Origin of the sequence: Arthrobacter sp. ES3-54 (assembly GCF_029504395.1) — a bacterium.
Lineage (GTDB): Bacteria > Actinomycetota > Actinomycetes > Actinomycetales > Micrococcaceae > Arthrobacter.
In genome coordinates this window covers 17,405-35,039 of record NZ_JAQFIF010000019.1, presented here as the reverse complement: position 1 = coordinate 35,039, position 17,635 = coordinate 17,405, and the positions used below count along the sequence as shown (strand labels likewise).

General features: G+C 68.5%; 21 protein-coding genes. 20 read left to right on the top strand and 1 reads right to left on the bottom strand.

Going from position 1 to position 17,635, the window contains the following annotated elements; translation table 11 throughout:
* The first annotated feature begins 38 nt into the window (after positions 1-38).
* The 12 genes from flgB to M2428_RS20235 are packed head-to-tail and all read left to right on the top strand — an operon-like array spanning position 39 to position 10,649.
* Positions 39-380 (top strand): flagellar basal body rod protein FlgB, encoded by a 342-nt coding sequence (flgB, locus tag M2428_RS20290; protein ID WP_277527775.1) that lies wholly within the window; start codon positions 39-41, stop codon positions 378-380.
* The gene (locus M2428_RS20285) at positions 380-772 is read left to right on the top strand and encodes a flagellar basal body rod C-terminal domain-containing protein (RefSeq protein WP_277527774.1); all 393 of its coding nucleotides are present in this window, start codon (positions 380-382) and stop codon (positions 770-772) included. The genes flgB and M2428_RS20285 overlap by 1 nt, the downstream gene beginning before the upstream one ends.
* Positions 772-1,089 (top strand): flagellar hook-basal body complex protein FliE, encoded by a 318-nt coding sequence (fliE, locus tag M2428_RS20280; RefSeq protein WP_277527773.1) that lies wholly within the window; start codon positions 772-774, stop codon positions 1,087-1,089. Before M2428_RS20285 ends, fliE begins: the two co-directional genes overlap by 1 nt.
* Positions 1,089-2,699 (top strand): flagellar basal-body MS-ring/collar protein FliF, encoded by a 1,611-nt coding sequence (fliF, locus tag M2428_RS20275; RefSeq protein WP_277527772.1) that lies wholly within the window; start codon positions 1,089-1,091, stop codon positions 2,697-2,699. Before fliE ends, fliF begins: the two co-directional genes overlap by 1 nt.
* Positions 2,696-3,712 carry a flagellar motor switch protein FliG gene (gene fliG, locus M2428_RS20270; RefSeq protein WP_277527771.1) on the top strand — a complete coding sequence of 339 codons (1,017 nt, stop codon included), beginning with the start codon at positions 2,696-2,698 and terminating at the stop codon, positions 3,710-3,712. Before fliF ends, fliG begins: the two co-directional genes overlap by 4 nt.
* Entirely contained in the window at positions 3,702-4,418 is a 717-nt protein-coding gene (locus M2428_RS20265) for a FliH/SctL family protein (RefSeq protein WP_277527770.1), read from the top strand. The genes fliG and M2428_RS20265 overlap by 11 nt, the downstream gene beginning before the upstream one ends.
* Positions 4,415-5,743, top strand: coding sequence for a FliI/YscN family ATPase (locus tag M2428_RS20260; RefSeq protein ID WP_277527769.1), 1,329 nt, complete (start codon positions 4,415-4,417; stop codon positions 5,741-5,743). The genes M2428_RS20265 and M2428_RS20260 overlap by 4 nt, the downstream gene beginning before the upstream one ends.
* Positions 5,740-6,174, top strand: coding sequence for a flagellar FliJ family protein (locus tag M2428_RS20255; protein ID WP_277527768.1), 435 nt, complete (start codon positions 5,740-5,742; stop codon positions 6,172-6,174). The genes M2428_RS20260 and M2428_RS20255 overlap by 4 nt, the downstream gene beginning before the upstream one ends.
* Entirely contained in the window at positions 6,171-6,884 is a 714-nt protein-coding gene (locus M2428_RS20250) for a C40 family peptidase (RefSeq protein ID WP_277527767.1), read from the top strand. The genes M2428_RS20255 and M2428_RS20250 overlap by 4 nt, the downstream gene beginning before the upstream one ends.
* Complete coding sequence (locus M2428_RS20245) at positions 6,881-8,989, top strand: flagellar hook-length control protein FliK (protein ID WP_277527766.1); 2,109 nt, start codon at positions 6,881-6,883, stop codon at positions 8,987-8,989. Before M2428_RS20250 ends, M2428_RS20245 begins: the two co-directional genes overlap by 4 nt.
* Before the next feature lie 18 nt (positions 8,990-9,007).
* Complete coding sequence (locus M2428_RS20240; RefSeq protein WP_277527765.1) at positions 9,008-9,442, top strand: flagellar hook capping FlgD N-terminal domain-containing protein; 435 nt, start codon at positions 9,008-9,010, stop codon at positions 9,440-9,442.
* Positions 9,443-9,473: 31 nt separating this feature from the next.
* Positions 9,474-10,649 (top strand): flagellar hook protein FlgE, encoded by a 1,176-nt coding sequence (locus M2428_RS20235; RefSeq protein WP_277527764.1) that lies wholly within the window; start codon positions 9,474-9,476, stop codon positions 10,647-10,649.
* A 161-nt stretch (positions 10,650-10,810) separates the two neighbouring features.
* Here M2428_RS20235 and M2428_RS20230 read toward each other — a convergent pair whose 3' ends face one another.
* Positions 10,811-11,977, bottom strand: coding sequence for a cytochrome P450 (locus M2428_RS20230; RefSeq protein WP_277527763.1), 1,167 nt, complete (start codon positions 11,975-11,977; stop codon positions 10,811-10,813).
* Positions 11,978-12,250: 273 nt separating this feature from the next.
* Between M2428_RS20230 and M2428_RS20225 the strand changes: the two genes are divergently transcribed.
* The 8 genes from M2428_RS20225 to fliQ all read left to right on the top strand — a co-directional run bounded on the left by M2428_RS20225 (position 12,251) and on the right by fliQ (position 17,635).
* Complete coding sequence (locus M2428_RS20225) at positions 12,251-12,553, top strand: flagellar FlbD family protein (protein WP_277527762.1); 303 nt, start codon at positions 12,251-12,253, stop codon at positions 12,551-12,553.
* A 2-nt stretch (positions 12,554-12,555) separates the two neighbouring features.
* The gene (locus M2428_RS20220) at positions 12,556-13,374 is read left to right on the top strand and encodes a MotA/TolQ/ExbB proton channel family protein (protein ID WP_277527761.1); all 819 of its coding nucleotides are present in this window, start codon (positions 12,556-12,558) and stop codon (positions 13,372-13,374) included.
* Entirely contained in the window at positions 13,371-14,198 is an 828-nt protein-coding gene (locus M2428_RS20215) for a flagellar motor protein MotB (RefSeq protein WP_277527760.1), read from the top strand. Before M2428_RS20220 ends, M2428_RS20215 begins: the two co-directional genes overlap by 4 nt.
* Before the next feature lie 86 nt (positions 14,199-14,284).
* Positions 14,285-15,181: a flagellar motor switch protein FliM gene (locus M2428_RS20210; protein ID WP_277527759.1), complete on the top strand. Its 897-nt coding sequence runs from the start codon at positions 14,285-14,287 to the stop codon at positions 15,179-15,181.
* The gene (fliN, locus tag M2428_RS20205) at positions 15,178-15,900 is read left to right on the top strand and encodes a flagellar motor switch protein FliN (protein WP_277527758.1); all 723 of its coding nucleotides are present in this window, start codon (positions 15,178-15,180) and stop codon (positions 15,898-15,900) included. Before M2428_RS20210 ends, fliN begins: the two co-directional genes overlap by 4 nt.
* The gene (fliO, locus tag M2428_RS20200) at positions 15,901-16,500 is read left to right on the top strand and encodes a flagellar biosynthetic protein FliO (protein ID WP_277527757.1); all 600 of its coding nucleotides are present in this window, start codon (positions 15,901-15,903) and stop codon (positions 16,498-16,500) included. It begins immediately after the preceding gene.
* Entirely contained in the window at positions 16,497-17,363 is an 867-nt protein-coding gene (fliP, locus tag M2428_RS20195; RefSeq protein ID WP_277527756.1) for a flagellar type III secretion system pore protein FliP, read from the top strand. Before fliO ends, fliP begins: the two co-directional genes overlap by 4 nt.
* Entirely contained in the window at positions 17,360-17,635 is a 276-nt protein-coding gene (gene fliQ / locus M2428_RS20190; protein WP_018775799.1) for a flagellar biosynthesis protein FliQ, read from the top strand. The genes fliP and fliQ overlap by 4 nt, the downstream gene beginning before the upstream one ends.

Here is a 17,635-nt window from a genome sequence, read left to right as displayed (position 1 = left end):
ACGGATCGGCCACCCCCACCTTTCCCAGGCAGGACTCTGTGCTCGAATCCGTGACTTCCGCCGCCCTGGCCAGTGCCATGGACGGGCTGGCATTGCGCCAGCGCACCATCGCGAACAACATCGCGAACGTCAACACGCCTAATTACCACGCGAAGCGGGTCAGCTTCGAAGACGCCCTCGCGGCGTCGGTGAAGTCCGGGGAAGGCCGCGTCCAGGCAACCACGGCGGAGTCCCTGGAACCCACCCAGCTGAACGGCAACAACGTCAACCTGGACACCGAGACCCTGTCCAACATCGACACCGTGCTGCGCTTCCAGTTCGCCGCCCGCGCCGTCAACACCGAATTCACCGCCGTGCGCTCCGCCCTGAGGACCAGCTGATGACCTTCGACGCAATCGGCATCGCCGGCTCCGCACTCACCGTCCACCGCAAGTGGCTCGATGCTGTCTCGGACAACCTCGCCAACATGAACAACGCCTCCGCCACCAGCGGCCCTGCCTTCCAGGCCCGGTACGTCGAGGCCACAGAAGGCTCGGAGGGCTCGGGCGTGTATGTCAAGAGCACCCAGCTCGGTGACGCCGCGGGCAGGATCGTCTACCAGCCGGACCACCCTCTGGCGGACGCCAACGGCAACGTGAAGTACCCGGACATCGACATGGCCGAACAAATGGGCGCGCTCATCATCGCCCAGCGCGGCTACCAGGCCAACGCCCAGGTGGTGGACCGCGCCCGCGAAACTTACATGGCTGCCCTCGAGATTGGACGCTCCTAATGACTGTCGCCCCCATCGCCCCCGTCCCGGGTGTCCTGCCGACGAGTTACGTCGCAGGCGTAGACACAGGAGCGGCCCCCGTTGCCGGCACCGACGGCTCCGCCTTTGCAACCTCCCTCACCGGCGCGGTGGATAACCTCCAGCAGCTGCAGTCGACGTCGAACCAGCTGGCTGTCTCCGCCGTGACCGGGAACCTGGACGACATCCACAACGCCACACTTGCCGCTACCCGCGCCCAGGTGACGCTCGAGCTCATGGCCACCGTGCGCAACAAGGGCGTTGACGCGTTCAACGAGATCATGAGGATGCAGGCCTGATGCCTCCGCAGATAACCGCTTTCTTCCAGCGCTTCGGCGCGAGCCTGAAGAGCTTTACCGCTGGCCAGCGCACCTTGGCCGTGCTTGGCGCTGCCCTGCTGGTGGTGGGCATTGTGGCCTTGTCCGCCTGGCTCACCCGCCCGGTGCTCACCCCCCTGTTTTCGGGCCTCCAGACCACCGACGCCAACGGCATCGTCGAACAGCTCCGCAAAGACAACGTCCCGTACGAGCTCAGCGACGGCGGATCCACCATCCTGGTGCCGCAGGACAAGGTTTACGACGAGCGCCTCAAGGCCGCGGCTGCGGGCCTGCCGACTGCCGCCGCCACCGGGTACTCCCTGCTGGACAAGATGGGCGTGACGTCCTCGGAGTTCCAGCAGTCCGTTACGTACAAACGCGCCCTCGAAGGCGAACTTGCCAGCACGATCTCCGCCATGGACGGTGTGAAAACCGCCGCCGTCCGGCTCGCCATCCCCGAAAAGACAGTGTTTGTGTCCAAGGCCCCGGACACCACCGCCTCGGTGTTCATCGAAACCGACGCCGGCGCCACCCTGTCCAGTGACCGGGTGCAGGCGATCGTCCACCTGACCTCTGCCGCCATCGAAAACCTCAAACCCGGCAACGTCTCCGTGGTCGATTCCCAGGGCAACGTGCTTTCCACCGTTGGCGGCGGGACCGCAGGTTCGTCCACCAAGCAGGCCAGCGACTACCAGCAGCGCACTTCGGATGCCGTCAAGGCCGTCATGGACCGCGTCGTCGGCCCGGGCAACTCCACGGTCGCCGTCGCCGCCGACGTGACGGGCGAATCCGCACAGCAGAAGAGCGAAACCTTCTCCAACACCGCCGGCGCCCTGCCGCTCAGTGAATCGTCCAAGACCGAGAAATACACCGGAACCGGGGGAGGTGCCGCCGGCGTCCTCGGCCCGGACAACATCGCTGTGCCCGGCAGCACCAGCGGCAACGGCAACTTCGATTCCTCCACCGCGACCAAGAACAATGCCGTCAACAAGGTCACCGAGGACCGGGTCATCCCGGCCGGTGCCATCAAGCGGCAGACCATCTCCGTCGCCGTCAGCCAGGCCGCCGCCGGCGGCCTGAACCTCGCTTCGCTGAAGAACCTCGTCACCTCCGCAGCCGGAGCCGACACCGCGCGTGGCGATGTGGTCACGGTTGAGGTTGTCCCTTTCAGCACCGCCGCCGCCGACGACGCCGCCAAAGCGCTCGCCGATGCCAAGGCCAACGCCGAAGCCGAAAAGCAGGCCGCGTTCTTCGGCACCATCATCACCGCAGGCAGCATCCTGCTCGGCCTGCTGATCCTGGCCCTGGTGGTCACGATCATCCTGCGGCGCCGCCAGAAGCGCGAGCCCGTGGACCTCGGCGAACGCCTGGACCTGGAGATCATGCCGGTGGCCCCGCCCGTTGTGGCCCTTCCGCCCGCGCCGGCCACGTCGGCGATCCCGATCACCGCTCTGCCCCCGCTTCCCGGCCCGAGCACCGAGCAGCTGGAATCCGAGCGCCGCCGGTTTGAAATCGACAGCATGGTCGCCGCCAACCCGGAGCGGGCCGCCGACTACCTGCGCAGCCTCATGGATGACAGGCAACCGGTATGAAGCCAACCGATACGCTCCTCACCGGCACCCAGCGCGCCGCCGTCGTCCTGATGCAAATGAGCCCCGAGAACGCCGCCAAGGTCATGGCCCAGTTCACGGACACCGAGGCGGAGGAAATTGCCGGGGAGATCGTCAAGCTCCGCAAGGTGGACCCGGACGTCGCCGAACAGATCATGAAGGACTTCCACCAGACCGCGCTGACCAGCCCGCGCCAGGCCCGGGGCGGTCGGGAGCTCGCCGAGGGCCTGCTGGAGGCGTCTTTCGGCTCGGAAAGGGCCGCCGGACTCATGAACCGTCTCACGGTCAACATGGCCGGCAAGTCCTTTGAGTTCCTCGAAGACATCGAACCCGTGCAGATCCTGGCCCTCATCGACGGCGAACTGCCGCAGACCATCGCCCTGGTCCTCGCCCACCTCAGCCCGCGCAAGGCCTCGGCCGTGATGTCCGGGCTGCCCGGCTCGCTGCGCGCCGACGTCGCCCTCAGCATCGCCACCATGGGATCCGGCGCGCCCGAGGCGATCGGGATCGTCGCCGACACCCTCAAACTCCGCGGCGGCGCCGCCGTGTCCCAGCAGGCCTCCAAGGTGGTCGGCGGCATCCAGCCGCTGCTGGAAATTATCAACCGGACCGACGCCGGCACGGAACGGTCCGTGCTGGACGGCCTGGACCTGCTCGATCCCGACCTCGCGGTGGAGATCCGGGCCCAGATGGTGACGTTCGACGACATCGTGAAACTGGAGCGCCGCGACGTGCAGCTGGTGCTGCGCGGACTCGACGCCGCCGTCCTGGCGATGGCCATGAAGGGCGCCTCCGAGCCGGTCCTGGAAACCATCACCACCAACGTCTCCGGGCGCAACCTGGAAATCCTCGAATCCGAGATCGCTGGCTTGGGGCCGCTGCGGGCCTCGCAGATCGAAGAGGCCCGGGCCGCCGTCGTCCGGTCCATCCGCGAGCTCGAGGCCGAAGGCCAGATCACCATCCAGCGCGGGGACGAGGAAGACTATGTCTACTGACAGCGGCGCTGCCCCTGCCCCCGCGCGCATCGTCTTCCCCTCGCTGCGGGCGAGCGGCCCGGCCGCCGAGCAGGCCGGCTACACCGAGGGCCACGCCGCCGGCTATGCCGCCGGGGTGCGTGCCGCCGCGAAGGAACAGCGCCGCTGGCGGGACCGGATGGCCGCCGAACAGGCCGCCTCCCTGGCCGCCGGGCAACAGGACCTGGACCGTGCAGTGCGCGCCCTTGCCGTCGCGAGGACCGATTTTTCGCACCGCAATGTGCAGGCCCTGCAGGACGCCGAAGAAATCCTGGCCCGCACGGCGCTGGAACTGGCCGAGGCCATCCTCGGCTACGAATTGGCCGAAGGCACCCGGACCGCCCGCGCGGCCCTGGCCCGCGCCCTTTCCGGGAACGACTCCGCCACGGTGCTGGCCATCCGGCTGCACCCGGCGGACATCGATGTCCTCAGCCGGGAAGGCCAGGAACTGCCCGCCGGGCTGCCGCTCATCGCGGACCCCTCCCTGGGCCGCGGCGACGCGAAGGTCGAATACCAGCAGGGCTGGTTCGACGCCAGCCTCCGCACAGCCCTGGGGCGCGCCCGCACGGCACTGTTGGGAGAGTCGCTGGTGGGACAGGATGGACAGACCGGCGCCGATCCTTCCGGCGGCCTTGCCGCCGGAGTTCCCGGTGAATATCCCGGCGGCGCTTACCGGGGCCAGGCATGATCGCCGAGTGGCGCCCGAAGGGTGCCGACTATGCCGCCGCGCTGGCCGCGGCTGCCCCGCAACGCGTCGGCGTCGTCACCTCGGTCATCGGGCTGGGGCTGGAAGTGTCAGGACTGGACTGCGCGCTGGGCGACCTCGTGACCGTGGGGGAGAACCCGGGCCTTGACGCCGAAGTCGTCGCCGCGCTGGACGGCTCCGTGCGCTGCATGCCGCTGGGCCGGCTGGCCGGGGTGGCTGCCGGTGATCCCGTCCGCGCCAAGGGCAGTGCGGTGCTGGTTCCCACCGGGCGGGGTCTGTTCGGCCGGGTCCTTGACGGCCTGGGCCGCCCGATCGACGGCAAGGGCCCGCTGCTCAGCGGACCTCGCGTGCCGATCGACAACGAGGCCCCGAACGCCATGAAACGCGCCCGCATCGACACCGCGCTGCAGACCGGCGTGCGCGTCCTGGACACCATGACGACGCTCGGCAAGGGCCAGCGCATGGGCCTGTTTGCCGGCTCAGGCGTCGGCAAATCCTCCCTGCTCTCCATGATCGCCCGTGGTACCGACGCCGAGGTCTCGGTGATCGCCCTCGTCGGCGAACGCGGCCGCGAAGTCCGCGAGTTCCTCGAGGACGATCTCGGCGCCGCCGGCCTGGCGCGCTCCGTGGTGGTGGTCGCCACCTCCGACGAACCAGCCCTCATGCGCATGCGCGCGGCCTTCACCGCCACCCGGATCGCCGAGTCCTTCCGTGACCAGGGCCAGGATGTGGTCCTCATGATGGACTCCCTCACCCGCGTGGCGATGGCCCAGCGCGAGATCGGCCTCTCGGCCGGCGAGCCCCCGGCCACCCGCGGCTACCCGCCGTCGACCTTCTCCATCCTGGCGCGGCTGCTGGAGCGCGCCGGCACGGCCGAAACCGGCTCTGTCACCGGCATTTACACCGTGCTGGTGGACGGCGACGACCACAACGAGCCCATTGCCGACGCCGCCCGGTCCATCCTGGACGGCAACGTGGTCCTGGACCGCAAGCTTGCCGTCACGGGGCACTTCCCGTCCGTGGACGTGCTCGGCTCCGTGTCCCGGGTGGCCAGCAAGGTCAATTCCCGGCCCCATCTCGAGTCCGCGGCCACGCTCCGCCGGGTCCTCGCGGCCCGCAAGGCGGCGCAGGACCTGATCGACGTCGGCGCCTACCAGACCGGGACCAACCCGCTGGTGGACGCAGCGCTGAACCACGAGCACGACGTCAGCGGTTTCCTCCAGCAGCCGATGGACGAATCCACGGCCCACCCCGAGTCCTGGCAGCGGCTCGGCTACCTCACTTCGATCCTGGGAGCAGCAGCATGAACCGCGAATTCTCTCTTGCTGGCCTTCTGCGCCTCCGCCAGCTCCAGCAGGACCAGGCGGCGACCGGGCTGGCGCGTGCCCGCTCACGTTCCAGCTCCGTGCGGGTCCGCGAAGCCGCCGCCCGCCGCGAGCTGGCGGCCACGGATGACCCCATTTCCAGCTCGGCCTCTTTGCGCGCCGTGGCCGCCGCCCGGTCGTCCTCGCACAGCATGCTCGCGGACCTGCAGAACCTCACGCACCTGGCCGAGGCTGACGAGGCCAAGGCCCGCGCCGCGTTCATCGCTGCACGGACGCGGTCCGTGGGGCTGGAAAAACTGCAGGCCCGCCACGACGCCGAGGTCAACTCCGCGGACCTGCGCGCCGAACAATCGGCCCTGGACGAGATCGCCTCGACGCTCTGGCACCGCGATGAACAGCCGGTGAAACCATGAGCATGACCGAAGCGATCGGCCGGATGCAGGGCATCCAGTCGATGATTGCGGAACTGAGCCGGCCCGCGGCCACGGAAACAAGCGCCGCCAAAGCTGCGGCGGCGACCTCGCTCGCGACCGCCACAGGCACAGGCGACTCCGCCACGTTCACGCAGGCCCTTGCCGCGGCCTTGGGCGGGAACGGCGCAACGGATGTCGCGTCCCTCACGGACGGCCTGAGCCTCGGCACCTCACTGGGACTCGGCGGCACATCGGGACTGGGTAGCGCTGCGGCGGCCGGGACCGCCGCGCTCACCGGCGCCCAGGCCACGGGAACCGTACACACCGGCGGTGCCGCGACGGGCAACGACGTCGTGTCAGTGGCCAAGAAGTACATCGGTGTCCCCTATGTGTGGGGCGGAACCAATCCGGCCACCGGTATGGACTGCTCCGGCTTCACCCAGCGGGTCTTCAAAGACCTCGGTGTGGGGCTTCCCCGCGTGGTGAGCGACCAGATGCGCCAGGGCACCCCGGTGGCGTCCCTCGCCGAGGCGAAACCCGGAGACCTTCTGGTGAGCTTCGGCGGCAACCACATTTCCATTTATTTGGGCAACGGCAAGGCGATCGACGCTCCCGTTCCCGGCAAGACCATCCAGATCCGCGATGCCTGGGAGCAGCAGTCCAACCTGACCTCCATCCGGCGCATCGTTCCCGCAGGGACGGCATCATGAAGGCCGGGGCATCGACTGATTTCGCGGCTGCGCCGGCCGCGGCCATGCTGTCAGCCCGGCAGGGCGCGGAGCCGCGGGCCGGCAACGGAAGCCCGGACGCGGCGTCCTTCGACGCCGTCCTCAACGACGTCCAGGGCGCAGCCAGCAACGGCACCCCTGCCGGGCCGAGCACCGCCACTGCCGTACCGCTGGCCGACGGCGGGGCGACGGAACGTCCGGAGCGCGACGGCGGTAAGGATCTCGCTTCGCCGGCCGGCACCGCCGCGAACCCTGTGACGGCCGACGCCGCCGTTGCTTGGGCCGCGCCGGGGACCGACGCCGCATCGTCCGGCATCGCCAGCCCTGGGTCGGCGCAGTATGCCCCAGCCCAGTACGTTGCGCCCCAGTACGCAGCGGCTCAGCTCTCCTCGGCCCCGTTTGTCTCCTTTACGCAGGCGGGCCCGTCACTGCAGACCGGCGTGTCAGCGCAGGCCGTCGCGCCGGCGTCGGACCGTCACGATAGTCCCCCCGCTTCGGCACAGACCGCCTCTGCCTCCGTAACTGCGGCCGTTCTTCCGGCCGGGGTGCCGGCTGCCGCTGCTCAGGGCCCGATCACCGCGGCCACGGGATTGTCCGCCAGGGGGCGCCAGGCACCGGCCTCCGTCCTCGCTGGGACCATACCGGACCGCGAGCCGCCCGCCGCTGCGGCCGCACAGACCGCGGGCGCCTTTGCCGACGCTGCCGGGGGGTCCGTTGCATCCGGCGGCCTGCAGGTCGCTGCCCAGGTTTCCGCTCAAGTTTCCACCGGGGCAGCTGCGCCGGTCGCTGCCCAGGTTTCCGCTCAAGTTTCCGCCGGGGCAGCTGCGCCGGTCGCTGCCCAGGTTTCCGCTCAAGTTTCCGCCGGGGCAGCTGCGCCGGTCGCTGCCCAGGTTTCTCCACTGGCCACTGCACCTGCCACCGCTGTGGCCTTTGCGCCGGCCTCAACCCTCACCGGCGCGGCGGGGACCACTCCTGCGCCCGGTTCCGCCCCAGTGGCCAGCGGTTCGCCCGAGGCCGCACCTGTCGGCGCAGCCGCGGCAGCCACCGTGCAGGTCGCTTCCGCAGCCTCCGGAACACCGGCCGGGGCGGCAAAGACCGCGCAAGGATTTGGTCCTGTGCTTGAGGCTTCGCCAGCGACCAACGCCGCTGTGACCACCACCGGGGCGGCCTCCGGGCCGGTCGGTAACGGTAACGGTAACGGTAACGGTACCGACGCCGCCGCTGCCACCGCCGCCGTCGCACCGTCCGCGTCCGGGCAAGCCCGCTCCGCCACAGCCGCCAGCGCCACGGCCGCCAGCGCCACAGCCGCCAGCGCCACGGCCGCCAGCGCCACAGCCGCCAGTGCCGTGGGGGGCACCGTGGCTCCGGCGGCCGCTCCGGTGCGCGCCGACGTCCCGGCGCGTCCAGCCGCGGCAGCGGTAGGCAACGCCAAGGCGACATCATCCGATCCGGACAGCGGAGGCCCGGCGCCGGCGCCAATACCCGCCCAGCCGCCTACGGCCGCAACTGTTGCTCAGCCCGCTGGCCAGCCCGCTGCCCAGCCAGCGTCACCGCCTGCGTCCCAGCCGGCTCCCCATTTCGCGGCACCCCTCCAGCCTCAGCTGGCCAAACCGCTCTTCACACTCGTGGGGGCGCCGCACGGCCAGCACATCATGACCCTCAAGGTCAGCCCGGAAGATCTCGGCCCACTGACGGTCCGTGCCCAGATCGACGCCGCGGGCGTCCGCATTGAGCTCTTCGCCCCGGGCGACGCCGGACGTGAAGCGGTCCGCGGCATCCTGCCCGAACTCCGCAAGGAACTCCACGGCGCCGGATTCGGCGCCAGCCTTAGCCTGTCCGATCACAGCGGTCCGGGAAGCTCCGGACAGAGCGGGGGCCACAACGGCGCCGGCCAGGACCGGGCAGGCACCGGCGCCCAGTTCGCCGCCGGCCGTGACCCCGGCGGCGGCGGCCCCGGCCCCGGCGGCCGGAACGGGCAGTCCGAGCCGAAGCCCGGACACCGCTGGGACGCGTTGGCCGATGATCAAGCAATACGCACCGCCAGGATACTGAACGGCCCTCAAACCACCCTCGACATTCTTGTCTGACACGAAGGAACGCGACTTATGACGATTCAGCCGATCGCATCCCAGCCGGTAACGGCGGCAGGGGAGGCCTCTCAGGCATCCGCCGTGCGGACACCCTCGCAGAGCATGGATGCCAACGTGTTCATGTCCCTGCTCGTGACGCAGCTCAAGAACCAGAACCCGAGCGCGCCCATGGACACCAACCAGATGATGAGCCAGACACTCCAGCTCTCCATGATGGAAAAAATGACCGAGCTGACCACGAACAGCAAGGAGGGCTTCTCCCTCCAGATGCGGACAGCAGCGGCCCAGCTGATCGGCCATTCAGTCGGCTACACCCTCGCGGACGGCACCACCGGGACCGGCATCGCCAGTTCCGTCAGCTATGCGGGCTCGGTCCCGTCCGTCATGATCGGCGACCTCGCCGTTCCCCTCGACTCCGTCACCGGGCTTACTGCTCCGGCCGCTTCCTAACCAGTTCTTCACCCGTAGAAAGGCAGTTCCCATGCTCCGCTCGCTGTACTCCGGAATCTCGGGCCTTCGCGCCCACCAGACCATGCTGGACGTTACCGGCAACAACATCGCCAACGTCAACACCGCCGGCTTCAAGGCCTCTTCCACCCAGTTCCAGGACACCCTGTCCCAGCTGCAGCAGGGCGCCACCGGCCCGCAGCCCGCGGCCGGCGGCAGCAACCCGGCCCAGATCGGCCTGGGCGTCCGGGTTGCCGGTGTCAGCACCAACTTCGCCCAGGGCTCCTCGCAGAGCACCGGCCGGGCCACAGACCTGATGATTTCGGGTGACGGTTTCTTCGTCACCAGCAAGGGCGGAAGCCAGCTCTTCACGCGCGCCGGTGCGTTCAGCCCGGATGCGGCTAACCAGCTGGTGAGCCCCGACGGCGGTATCCTGCAGGGCTGGACAGCCACCAACGGCGTGATCAACGCGGGGGGCCCCGTCGGCGACATTACGCTGAACCCCAACACCATGGTGGCCAAGAAAACAGACACGGTGACGCTGGACGGCAACCTGCCCAGCGACTACACGGGCGCTCCCATGGACCGCGTCGTCAAGGTCTACGATGGCGCCGGGGCCGAGCGAAGCCTGACGCTGACTTTCACCAAGACGGCGGGTGGTTGGGCCGCTTCCGACGACGGCGGCGCCACCACCAAAATCACCCTTGCGCAGGGGACCGACGGCACCCTGACGCCCAGCGGCCCCTTCGTCAACGGCACCGGTGCGAACGCGATCACCGTGGATCTCTCCAAGGTCTCCGGCTACGCCACCATGAGCTCGCTGGCCGTCAGCGGCCAGAACGGTGCCGCCGTCGGCAAGCTTGAGTCCTACACACTCGGCAACGACGGCTCCCTGATCGGATCGTTCAGCAACGGCATCAAGCAGGTCCTGGCCAAGATCGCCCTTGCCAAGTTCACCAACCCGGCCGGCCTGGAGAAGGCCGGCGGCTCCTCCTACGTGGCAACCGGCAACTCCGGCGGCGTGCAGCTCGGTGCCGCGGGCGACCCCGGCCTCGGCACCCTGACCGGTGGCTCGCTGGAAATGTCGAATGTTGACCTGTCGCAGGAGTTCACCAACCTGATCGTCGCGCAGCGCGGCTTCCAGGCCAACGCCCGCATCATCACCACTTCGGATGAGGTCCTGCAGGAACTGACGCAGCTCAAGCGCTAGCTCCTCTAGCCCCCGCCCTCCGCGTTGCCCTATCACCTCCGGCTGTCATTTGCCACCCCCGTAGCAGCGATACCTGATAGGGCAACGGGGCCGGTGAGGCAGGGGCTGAGGGCTTGGGGCCGGGGTGAGGGCAACGGGGCCGGGGCCGGCGCCGCTCGCCGTCAGGCGGCCTGCCAGGACACGGGAAGCTGCTTCACGCCGTAGACGATCGTGCTTTCCATCCGCTCCAGCTGCGCCTCGGGATCCACGGCCAGCCCGGGCAATCGGGAGAGCGCGGCCTGCAGCGCGATCCTGGCCTCGAGCCGGGCCAGGGGAGCGCCGAGGCAGAAGTGGACGCCCTGCCCGAAGGCGAGGTGGCGGTTCGGTGAGCGTCCGACGTCGAACACCTCCGGGTGCGGGAACTGCTCGCCGTCACGGTTCGCCGAACCGATCCAGGCCACGATCGGCGACCCCGCCGGAATGGGCACCCCGCGCAGCGTCGTGTCGACGGCCGAGATCCGGTACATGGACTGCACGGGGGAGCGGTACCGCAGCACTTCTTCGATCGCCTGCGGGAGCAGAGCCGGCTCGGCGATCAGGCGCTCCGCTGTACCCGGCGCTTCGGTGAAGCACAGCACCGCATTGCCGATCAGATTAGTGGTGGTCTCGTTGCCGGCAACGAGCAGGAGGGCGCAGAATCCGAGCAGCTCGATGACGCTGAGCTTCTGCCCGTCGATCTCGGCGGCGAGGAGCGCGCTGATGAGGTCGTTGCCCGGCCGGCGCCGCCGCTGCTCGATCATGACCATGAAGTACTCCGCCATTTCCCGGTGCGCGGCCATGTGCCCGGTCTCGTCGGCGCCCGGGCGGGTCTGGCTCACGATCACGTCCGACCACTGCTTGAACCGGTCCCGGTCCGCGGCCGGGATGCCCATCAGCTCCGCGATCACGATCACCGGCAACGGATAGGCTAACTGGTCGATCAGGTCCGCGGCGCCGGCACCGACTACCGGGTCCAGCAACTCGTCGGTGAGTTCCGAGATCCGCGGGCCGAGCGCTTCCACTGACCGTGGGGTGAACGCCTGGGACACCAGGGAACGCAGCTGGCGGTGCCTGGGCGGGTCCGTGTTAATCAGGCTGGCGGCGAAGAGCTGGCCCGTTTCGGAGGGGTTGTCCCCGCCGATCCGAGAAGAAAACGTGGCGTGCTCGGACAGGACCCGCTGCACGTCGTCGTAGCGGAACACGTGCCACACCCCGGTCTCCTGATCCTGGAAAACGGGTTCGTTGTGCCGCATAGCTTCGTAGCGGGGAAACGGGTTCAACGGCTGCTCCAGAGCCGGAAATGGCACCATGGCTGGCCTTCCTGACGAGGCGGACGGCCGTCGCTTCCTGGCACTGGACCAACTGCAAGGGACGAATTGCCGCAGAGCAGGCGTCCAACGGGGCGGGCCGCGGGGCCCCGTCAGCTCCCACCCTAATACCGACCAGCAGCCTTGGCATGGGGATTCCGGCCCACCTCGGCCACCGATCGGAACCGGCGCGTTACCAAGGCGCCTAACGAAGGGGCCGCTCCTGCCGACAGTACGGAGGAGAACACCCTTCCCCTCACAGAGCAGAATCGGCCCATGATCGTCGTCACACGCCTGAACGGAACGCGCTTCGCGGTCAATCCGGACCTCATTGAACGCATCCACGAGAGCCCGGATACGCATTTGGTGACGCTCGACGGCGCCGCCTACGTGGTGCTGGAAAGCCTCGCCGAAGTGGTCGAGCTCATCGCCGACTACCGGGCGTACATCCTGAGCAAAGCCCGGGACTTTCCGGCCATCACCGGATATCCGCTCAGCCTGGTCCGGACCGACGATCAGGACGACGACCCCTCCGACGACGGCGCCGGCCCCACGGCGCCCGCGCAACCCAGAAAGTAACGATGGATCCCGCAACAGTCATCGGACTGCTCCTCGCCTTTGGCTCCGTTATCGCCATGGTGTCGCTCGAGGGCGCCAGCCTGTCAGCGCTGCTCCTCCCCGCCCCCATGATCCTGGTCTTCGGTGCCACGCTCGCCGTCGGGATCGCCGGAAACACCATCAAGGATGTTCTCCAGGCCTTCAAGGCCCTCCCCAAGATGTTCCTCGGCAAGACCGCCAAGCCGCAGGAAAGCATCGACCAGATGGTCCGCTTCGCCGAAAAGGCCCGCAGCGAGGGCCTGCTGTCCCTGGAAGAGGAAGCGGCCAGCGTCAAGGACCCCTTCCTGGCCCGTGCCCTGCAGAACATAGCCGACGGCACCGACGCCGAGGACCTCCGGATGCTGATGGAGGACGAGATCGATTCGAAGGCCCGCAGCGACCATGCCGACTCCAAATTCTTCGCGAGCCTCGGCGGCTACGCTCCCACAGTGGGCATCATCGGCACCGTGGTGTCCCTGACCCACGTCCTGGAAAACCTCTCCACGCCGGACCACCTGGGCCCGATGATCGCGGCAGCCTTCGTCGCCACCCTGTGGGGCCTGCTCTCCGCCAACTTCATCTGGCTTCCGTTCAGCGCCCGGATGGCCCGGCTCTCGGAACTGGACATCGAACGGATGACGCTGCTCATGGAAGGCATGCTGTCGGTCCAGTCCGGAGCGCAGCCGCTGCTGCTCGCCGAACGGCTCCGCGCCATGGTCCCGGAGCACCAGCTCAAGAGCTCCGGCAGTGGCGGCAAGAAGGCCGGCACGGACAAGTCCGACAGGATGGACGAGGCCGCGTGAGCCCCCGGCGGCGCGGGCGGAAGAAGCCGGAAGAACACCACGTCGACGAACGCTGGATGGCGTCTTACATGGACATGGTCACCGTGCTGATGTGCATGTTCATCGTCCTGTTCGCGATGTCCACCGTGGACGCCAACAAGTTTGAAAAGCTCCGCAACTCCCTGGCCACGGGATTCGGCGCGGTCGCGTCGGAAACCGTGGACACGGCGTCGGGCACGGTGGTGCCGCCTGAACTCGTGAACGAGGACCTGGAGGCGTTCGCCGCCGTCAAGGGCGCGGTAACCGCTTCCCCGGAGAAAAACATGGCTGAAGCGGTCAAGGAAGTAGACAAGCTCAAAGAGCTGCAGAAGAAAATGCAGGCCGGGCTGGCGGCCGCCGGGCTGAGCGAGAACGTCGAGTTCCAGATTGACCAGCGCGGCCTGACGGTCAAGCTCGTCGGATCACAGGCCTTCTTCGAACCCGACCGGCCCGAGCTCACCTCCCGGGCCACTCGAGTGCTGCAGGTCATCTCCCCGGTCCTGAAGCCGGCTCACATGGAAATCATGGTCGAAGGCCACGCCGCGAACGGCATCACGGCCTACCCCTCCACCTGGGAACTGTCCTCGGCGCGCGCCGTCAACGTCCTGCGGTACATGGTGGACAACGGCCGCATTGCCCCCGGCACCATCGGCGCCGTCGCGTTCGGATCGGCCCGCCAGGTCAACGACGACTCCACCCCGGCGCTCATGGAGCGGAACCGCCGGGTGGACATCGTGGTCATTTCCGACAAGCCGGACGTCGTCAGGGCGCTGATTCCCGAGGCCTTGAAACAGAGCGAGAAATAGGCGGGCATTGCCTTCGGGTTTTGCCTGCGGGTATTGCCTAAGCTGGATTGCTTACGCCGCGAGTTCCCTTGCCGATAGTGGCAACCGTGAGTGTTTTGGATGAGCGGGAAGTGGCACGGGAGCGGACCGTCAGCGTCTATGACTTCCGCCGTCCCGCGACGCTCGCCCGCGAACACAGCCGAGTGCTGGAGCTTGCCTTCGAAACCTTCGCCCGCCAGTGGGGCACGCAGCTCACCGCCAAGGTCCGCGTCAAGTCCGTGGTGCGCCTTGAAGACGTCAGCATGCTCAGCTACGACGAGTACGCTGCTTCGCTGCCCGCCGTCACGGCCATGGTCCTGTGCACCGTGGAGGCCCACGATTCCAAGCTCGTAGTGCAGTTCCCCGGCCCGGCCGCCCTCGGCTGGGTCAACCGCATGCTCGGCGCCTCCGCCGATTCGCCCATGCCGGACCGCAAGTTCACCCAGATCGAGCAGGCGCTGATCAAGGGCCTCATGGACGAGGCCCTCGAAGACCTCGGCTACTCCTTGGGCCCGCTGCTCAGCGAGACCGTCCGGGTGGACACGATCCAGTACAACTCCCAGTTCGCCCAGGCCGCCGCGCCGAGCGAACTGATGATCGTCGCCTCCTTCACCATGAGCGTCGGCGACGTCAACGCCCCCGCCACCCTGGCCGTTCCGGCCGGCATCCTGCTGGGACGGCTCAAAAAGGTCAACCCGACCGACTCCCGCGACGACGCCCCCGCGCGCATCAGCGCCCAGTTGGAGCAGGTGCCAGTGGAACTGTCGGTACGGCTCTCGACGTCGTTCGTTACCCCGAGCCAGGTCCTGGGACTCGCCGTCGGCGACGTCCTGACGCTGCCGCACCTGGAAAACCGGCCCTTTGACCTCACTCTGGACGGAACCCGGCTGGCCACCGCCGCCCCGGCCCGCAACGGCTCCCGCGCGGCCGCAGTAATTGTCACAATCGAGGAGAACCAACGATGAGCATCACCCTGACCAAGCACGAATTGTCGGCGGAACGGCTCGTCGAGGAGCTGCCGAGTCCGGTGGCCCTGAAGGTTGTCGCTCTGGTGCCTGCCCGGTCCGCGGCGGCCTACGCCCGGCAAGCGGTCACGGCGACCTTCGTCGGCGCGGTGACGGCCGACCTCGCCCTCATGCTTAGCGACCGCACCTTCCTTGACGAGGCCGCCGGGGCAGGGTCCCAGCTGGGGCACGTCTCCGTGACCGACGTCCTGCGTCCCGCGATGGAAAGCGCCAGCTCGGTCTTCGGCGCCGGTGTCCTGTCCGACCTGCGCGAATCCGACGTCTCCGGGCTCCTCTCGGACCCCGACACGGCTGTCTTTGAACTCTCCGACGGCAGCAACGCCGCGGCCTGGTTTGCTGTGCGGCTCCGTGAGCACGGCAACAGCCAGGACCGCGCCGGGGACTTGTTCGCCGGCGGCGACACGGTGGCCGGCCGGCTCGGCCGCATCAACAACATTGAAATGGCCCTGACCGTGGAGATCGGACGCACCCGGATGTCGGTCCGGGACGTGCTTTCGCTGGAGCCGGGCAAGATCATCGAACTGGACCGCTCCGCCGGCGCCCCGGCAGATGTCCTGCTCAACGGCCGCCTGATCGCGCACGGCGAAGTTGTGGTCCTCGACCAGGACTACGCGGTGCGGATCACCCGGATCCTCGATGTCGCCGAGGGGCTCAGCTGAATGGACGCACTGATCCTCGGGCTACGGGTAGTCGTGGCCCTGGGCGCGGTGCTTGGCCTCATGTGGTTCCTCCAGCGCCGGCTGGGCCAAGGCGCCGGGCGGCGCCGGGCTGACCGCGCCTTGACCATCGTCAGCCGGCAGAGCCTCGGACAGAAAGCCTCCGTTGTGGTGGTCGACGCCGCCGGGCAGCGCTTCCTCCTGGGCGTCACCGAGCACGCCGTCAACGTCCTCCACACAGGGGACATCCCGCCCGAACCCGTAGAAGTCCCGGTCCCCGGCATCAGCCGCGGCCTCGGCGATTTCGCCCGGATCCTCGCCGAGGCCAGTCCGCTCGCCGGAAACCACTTCAGCAGCCAGCCGGCCGGGCCCCCCGGTGACGGCGCCGACGGCGCGGATGACGCCGCCGACGGCGTCCTGGACCTGCCGCCGTCCCGCCGCAGTTCCCTTCACCGCAACTCCCATGCCCGCGGCCCCGCCGGCCCCGCCGGCCGCGGCGGCGCAAGCGGCGCGTCGGGCCATCCGCCCTTGCACGGCTCCATCCTGGCCGGCTCCACCTGGAAGCAGGCTGCCGCCGCTCTCAGGAGCGGACGCCGCAATTGATCTTCCCGCTCGCCACCGGCACCACCCGTCCGCGAACAGTTGTCGCACGATCCCTCAGGCTCTTGGGCCTGGGGGTCGCCGTCGTGCTGTTTGCCGTCCTCCTGCTGTGGCTCAACGCCCCGGCCGGCCACGCCGCACCCATCGACCCGGTGGCGCCGGTGCCGCCGACCGACCCTGGCACTCCCGACGGCGGGAACGTCAACATCCAGATCAACGGGATGGACGGCAAACCCTCCACCGCAGTCCTGACCCTGATCGGGATTACACTCCTGGCCGTTGCGCCCTCGCTCCTGCTGATGATGACGTCCTTCACCAAGATCTTTGTGGTCCTGGCGATGACCCGCAACGCGCTGTCCCTGCCGTCCATCCCGCCAAACCAGGTCCTGGCCGGGCTGGCCCTGTTCCTCTCGATCTTTGTGATGTGGCCCGTCATCAACGAGATGAACAATCTCGGCATCCAGCCCTACCTCAACGGCAAGCTGGACTTCAACGGTGCGGTCAGCGCCGCGTCGGGCCCGCTGCAGCACTTCATGCTCGCCCACACGCGGGAAGAGGACATCGCCCTGATGTCCCGCGCCGCCGGCGCCGAGAACCCGGCCACTCCTGAGGCCGTCCCGCTGCAGACCCTCATCCCGGCGTTCATGATCTCCGAACTCCGGGCCGCGTTCATCATCGGCTTCGTCATCTTCATCCCGTTCCTCGTGATCGACCTCGTGGTGTCCGCTGCCCTGATGTCCATGGGCATGATGATGCTGCCGCCGGTCATGATCTCGCTGCCCTTCAAAATCCTCCTGTTCGTCCTCGTGGACGGCTGGGGCCTGATCATCACCGCGCTCGTCCAGAGCTATGCGGGTTCAGGATGAACGCCAACGCGGTCCTGGACATCTGCCTCCAGGCCATGATTGTGGCCGCGAAGCTCTCCGCTCCGGTACTGGTCACGGCGCTGGTGGTGGGCCTGGCAATCTCCCTGCTGCAGTCCATCACGCAGCTGCAGGAAGCCACCCTGTCCTTCGTGCCGAAGGCGGCCGCGGTGGCCGTGGCCCTGATCGTCTGCGGACACTGGATGATCTCGGAGATGGTCGCGTTCACGAACGACCTCTTCGCGAAGATCCCGTCCCTGCTCGGAGGCCTGTGA

Bases quoted from the DNA above. Each gene is read 5' to 3' on its own strand.
- M2428_RS20285 (WP_277527774.1), top strand. From the start codon at position 380: ATGACCTTCGACGCAATCGGCATCGCCGGCTCCGCACTCACCGTCCAC.
- fliE (WP_277527773.1), top strand. From the start codon at position 772: ATGACTGTCGCCCCCATCGCCCCCGTCCCGGGTGTCCTGCCGACGAGT.
- fliF (WP_277527772.1), top strand. From the start codon at position 1,089: ATGCCTCCGCAGATAACCGCTTTCTTCCAGCGCTTCGGCGCGAGCCTG.
- fliG (WP_277527771.1), top strand. From the start codon at position 2,696: ATGAAGCCAACCGATACGCTCCTCACCGGCACCCAGCGCGCCGCCGTC.
- M2428_RS20265 (WP_277527770.1), top strand. From the start codon at position 3,702: ATGTCTACTGACAGCGGCGCTGCCCCTGCCCCCGCGCGCATCGTCTTC.
- M2428_RS20260 (WP_277527769.1), top strand. From the start codon at position 4,415: ATGATCGCCGAGTGGCGCCCGAAGGGTGCCGACTATGCCGCCGCGCTG.
- M2428_RS20255 (WP_277527768.1), top strand. From the start codon at position 5,740: ATGAACCGCGAATTCTCTCTTGCTGGCCTTCTGCGCCTCCGCCAGCTC.
- M2428_RS20250 (WP_277527767.1), top strand. From the start codon at position 6,171: ATGAGCATGACCGAAGCGATCGGCCGGATGCAGGGCATCCAGTCGATG.
- M2428_RS20245 (WP_277527766.1), top strand. From the start codon at position 6,881: ATGAAGGCCGGGGCATCGACTGATTTCGCGGCTGCGCCGGCCGCGGCC.
- M2428_RS20240 (WP_277527765.1), top strand. From the start codon at position 9,008: ATGACGATTCAGCCGATCGCATCCCAGCCGGTAACGGCGGCAGGGGAG.
- M2428_RS20235 (WP_277527764.1), top strand. From the start codon at position 9,474: ATGCTCCGCTCGCTGTACTCCGGAATCTCGGGCCTTCGCGCCCACCAG.
- M2428_RS20230 (WP_277527763.1), bottom strand. From the start codon at position 11,977: ATGGTGCCATTTCCGGCTCTGGAGCAGCCGTTGAACCCGTTTCCCCGC.
- M2428_RS20225 (WP_277527762.1), top strand. From the start codon at position 12,251: ATGATCGTCGTCACACGCCTGAACGGAACGCGCTTCGCGGTCAATCCG.
- M2428_RS20220 (WP_277527761.1), top strand. From the start codon at position 12,556: ATGGATCCCGCAACAGTCATCGGACTGCTCCTCGCCTTTGGCTCCGTT.
- fliN (WP_277527758.1), top strand. From the start codon at position 15,178: ATGAGCATCACCCTGACCAAGCACGAATTGTCGGCGGAACGGCTCGTC.
- fliO (WP_277527757.1), top strand. From the start codon at position 15,901: ATGGACGCACTGATCCTCGGGCTACGGGTAGTCGTGGCCCTGGGCGCG.
- fliQ (WP_018775799.1), top strand. From the start codon at position 17,360: ATGAACGCCAACGCGGTCCTGGACATCTGCCTCCAGGCCATGATTGTG.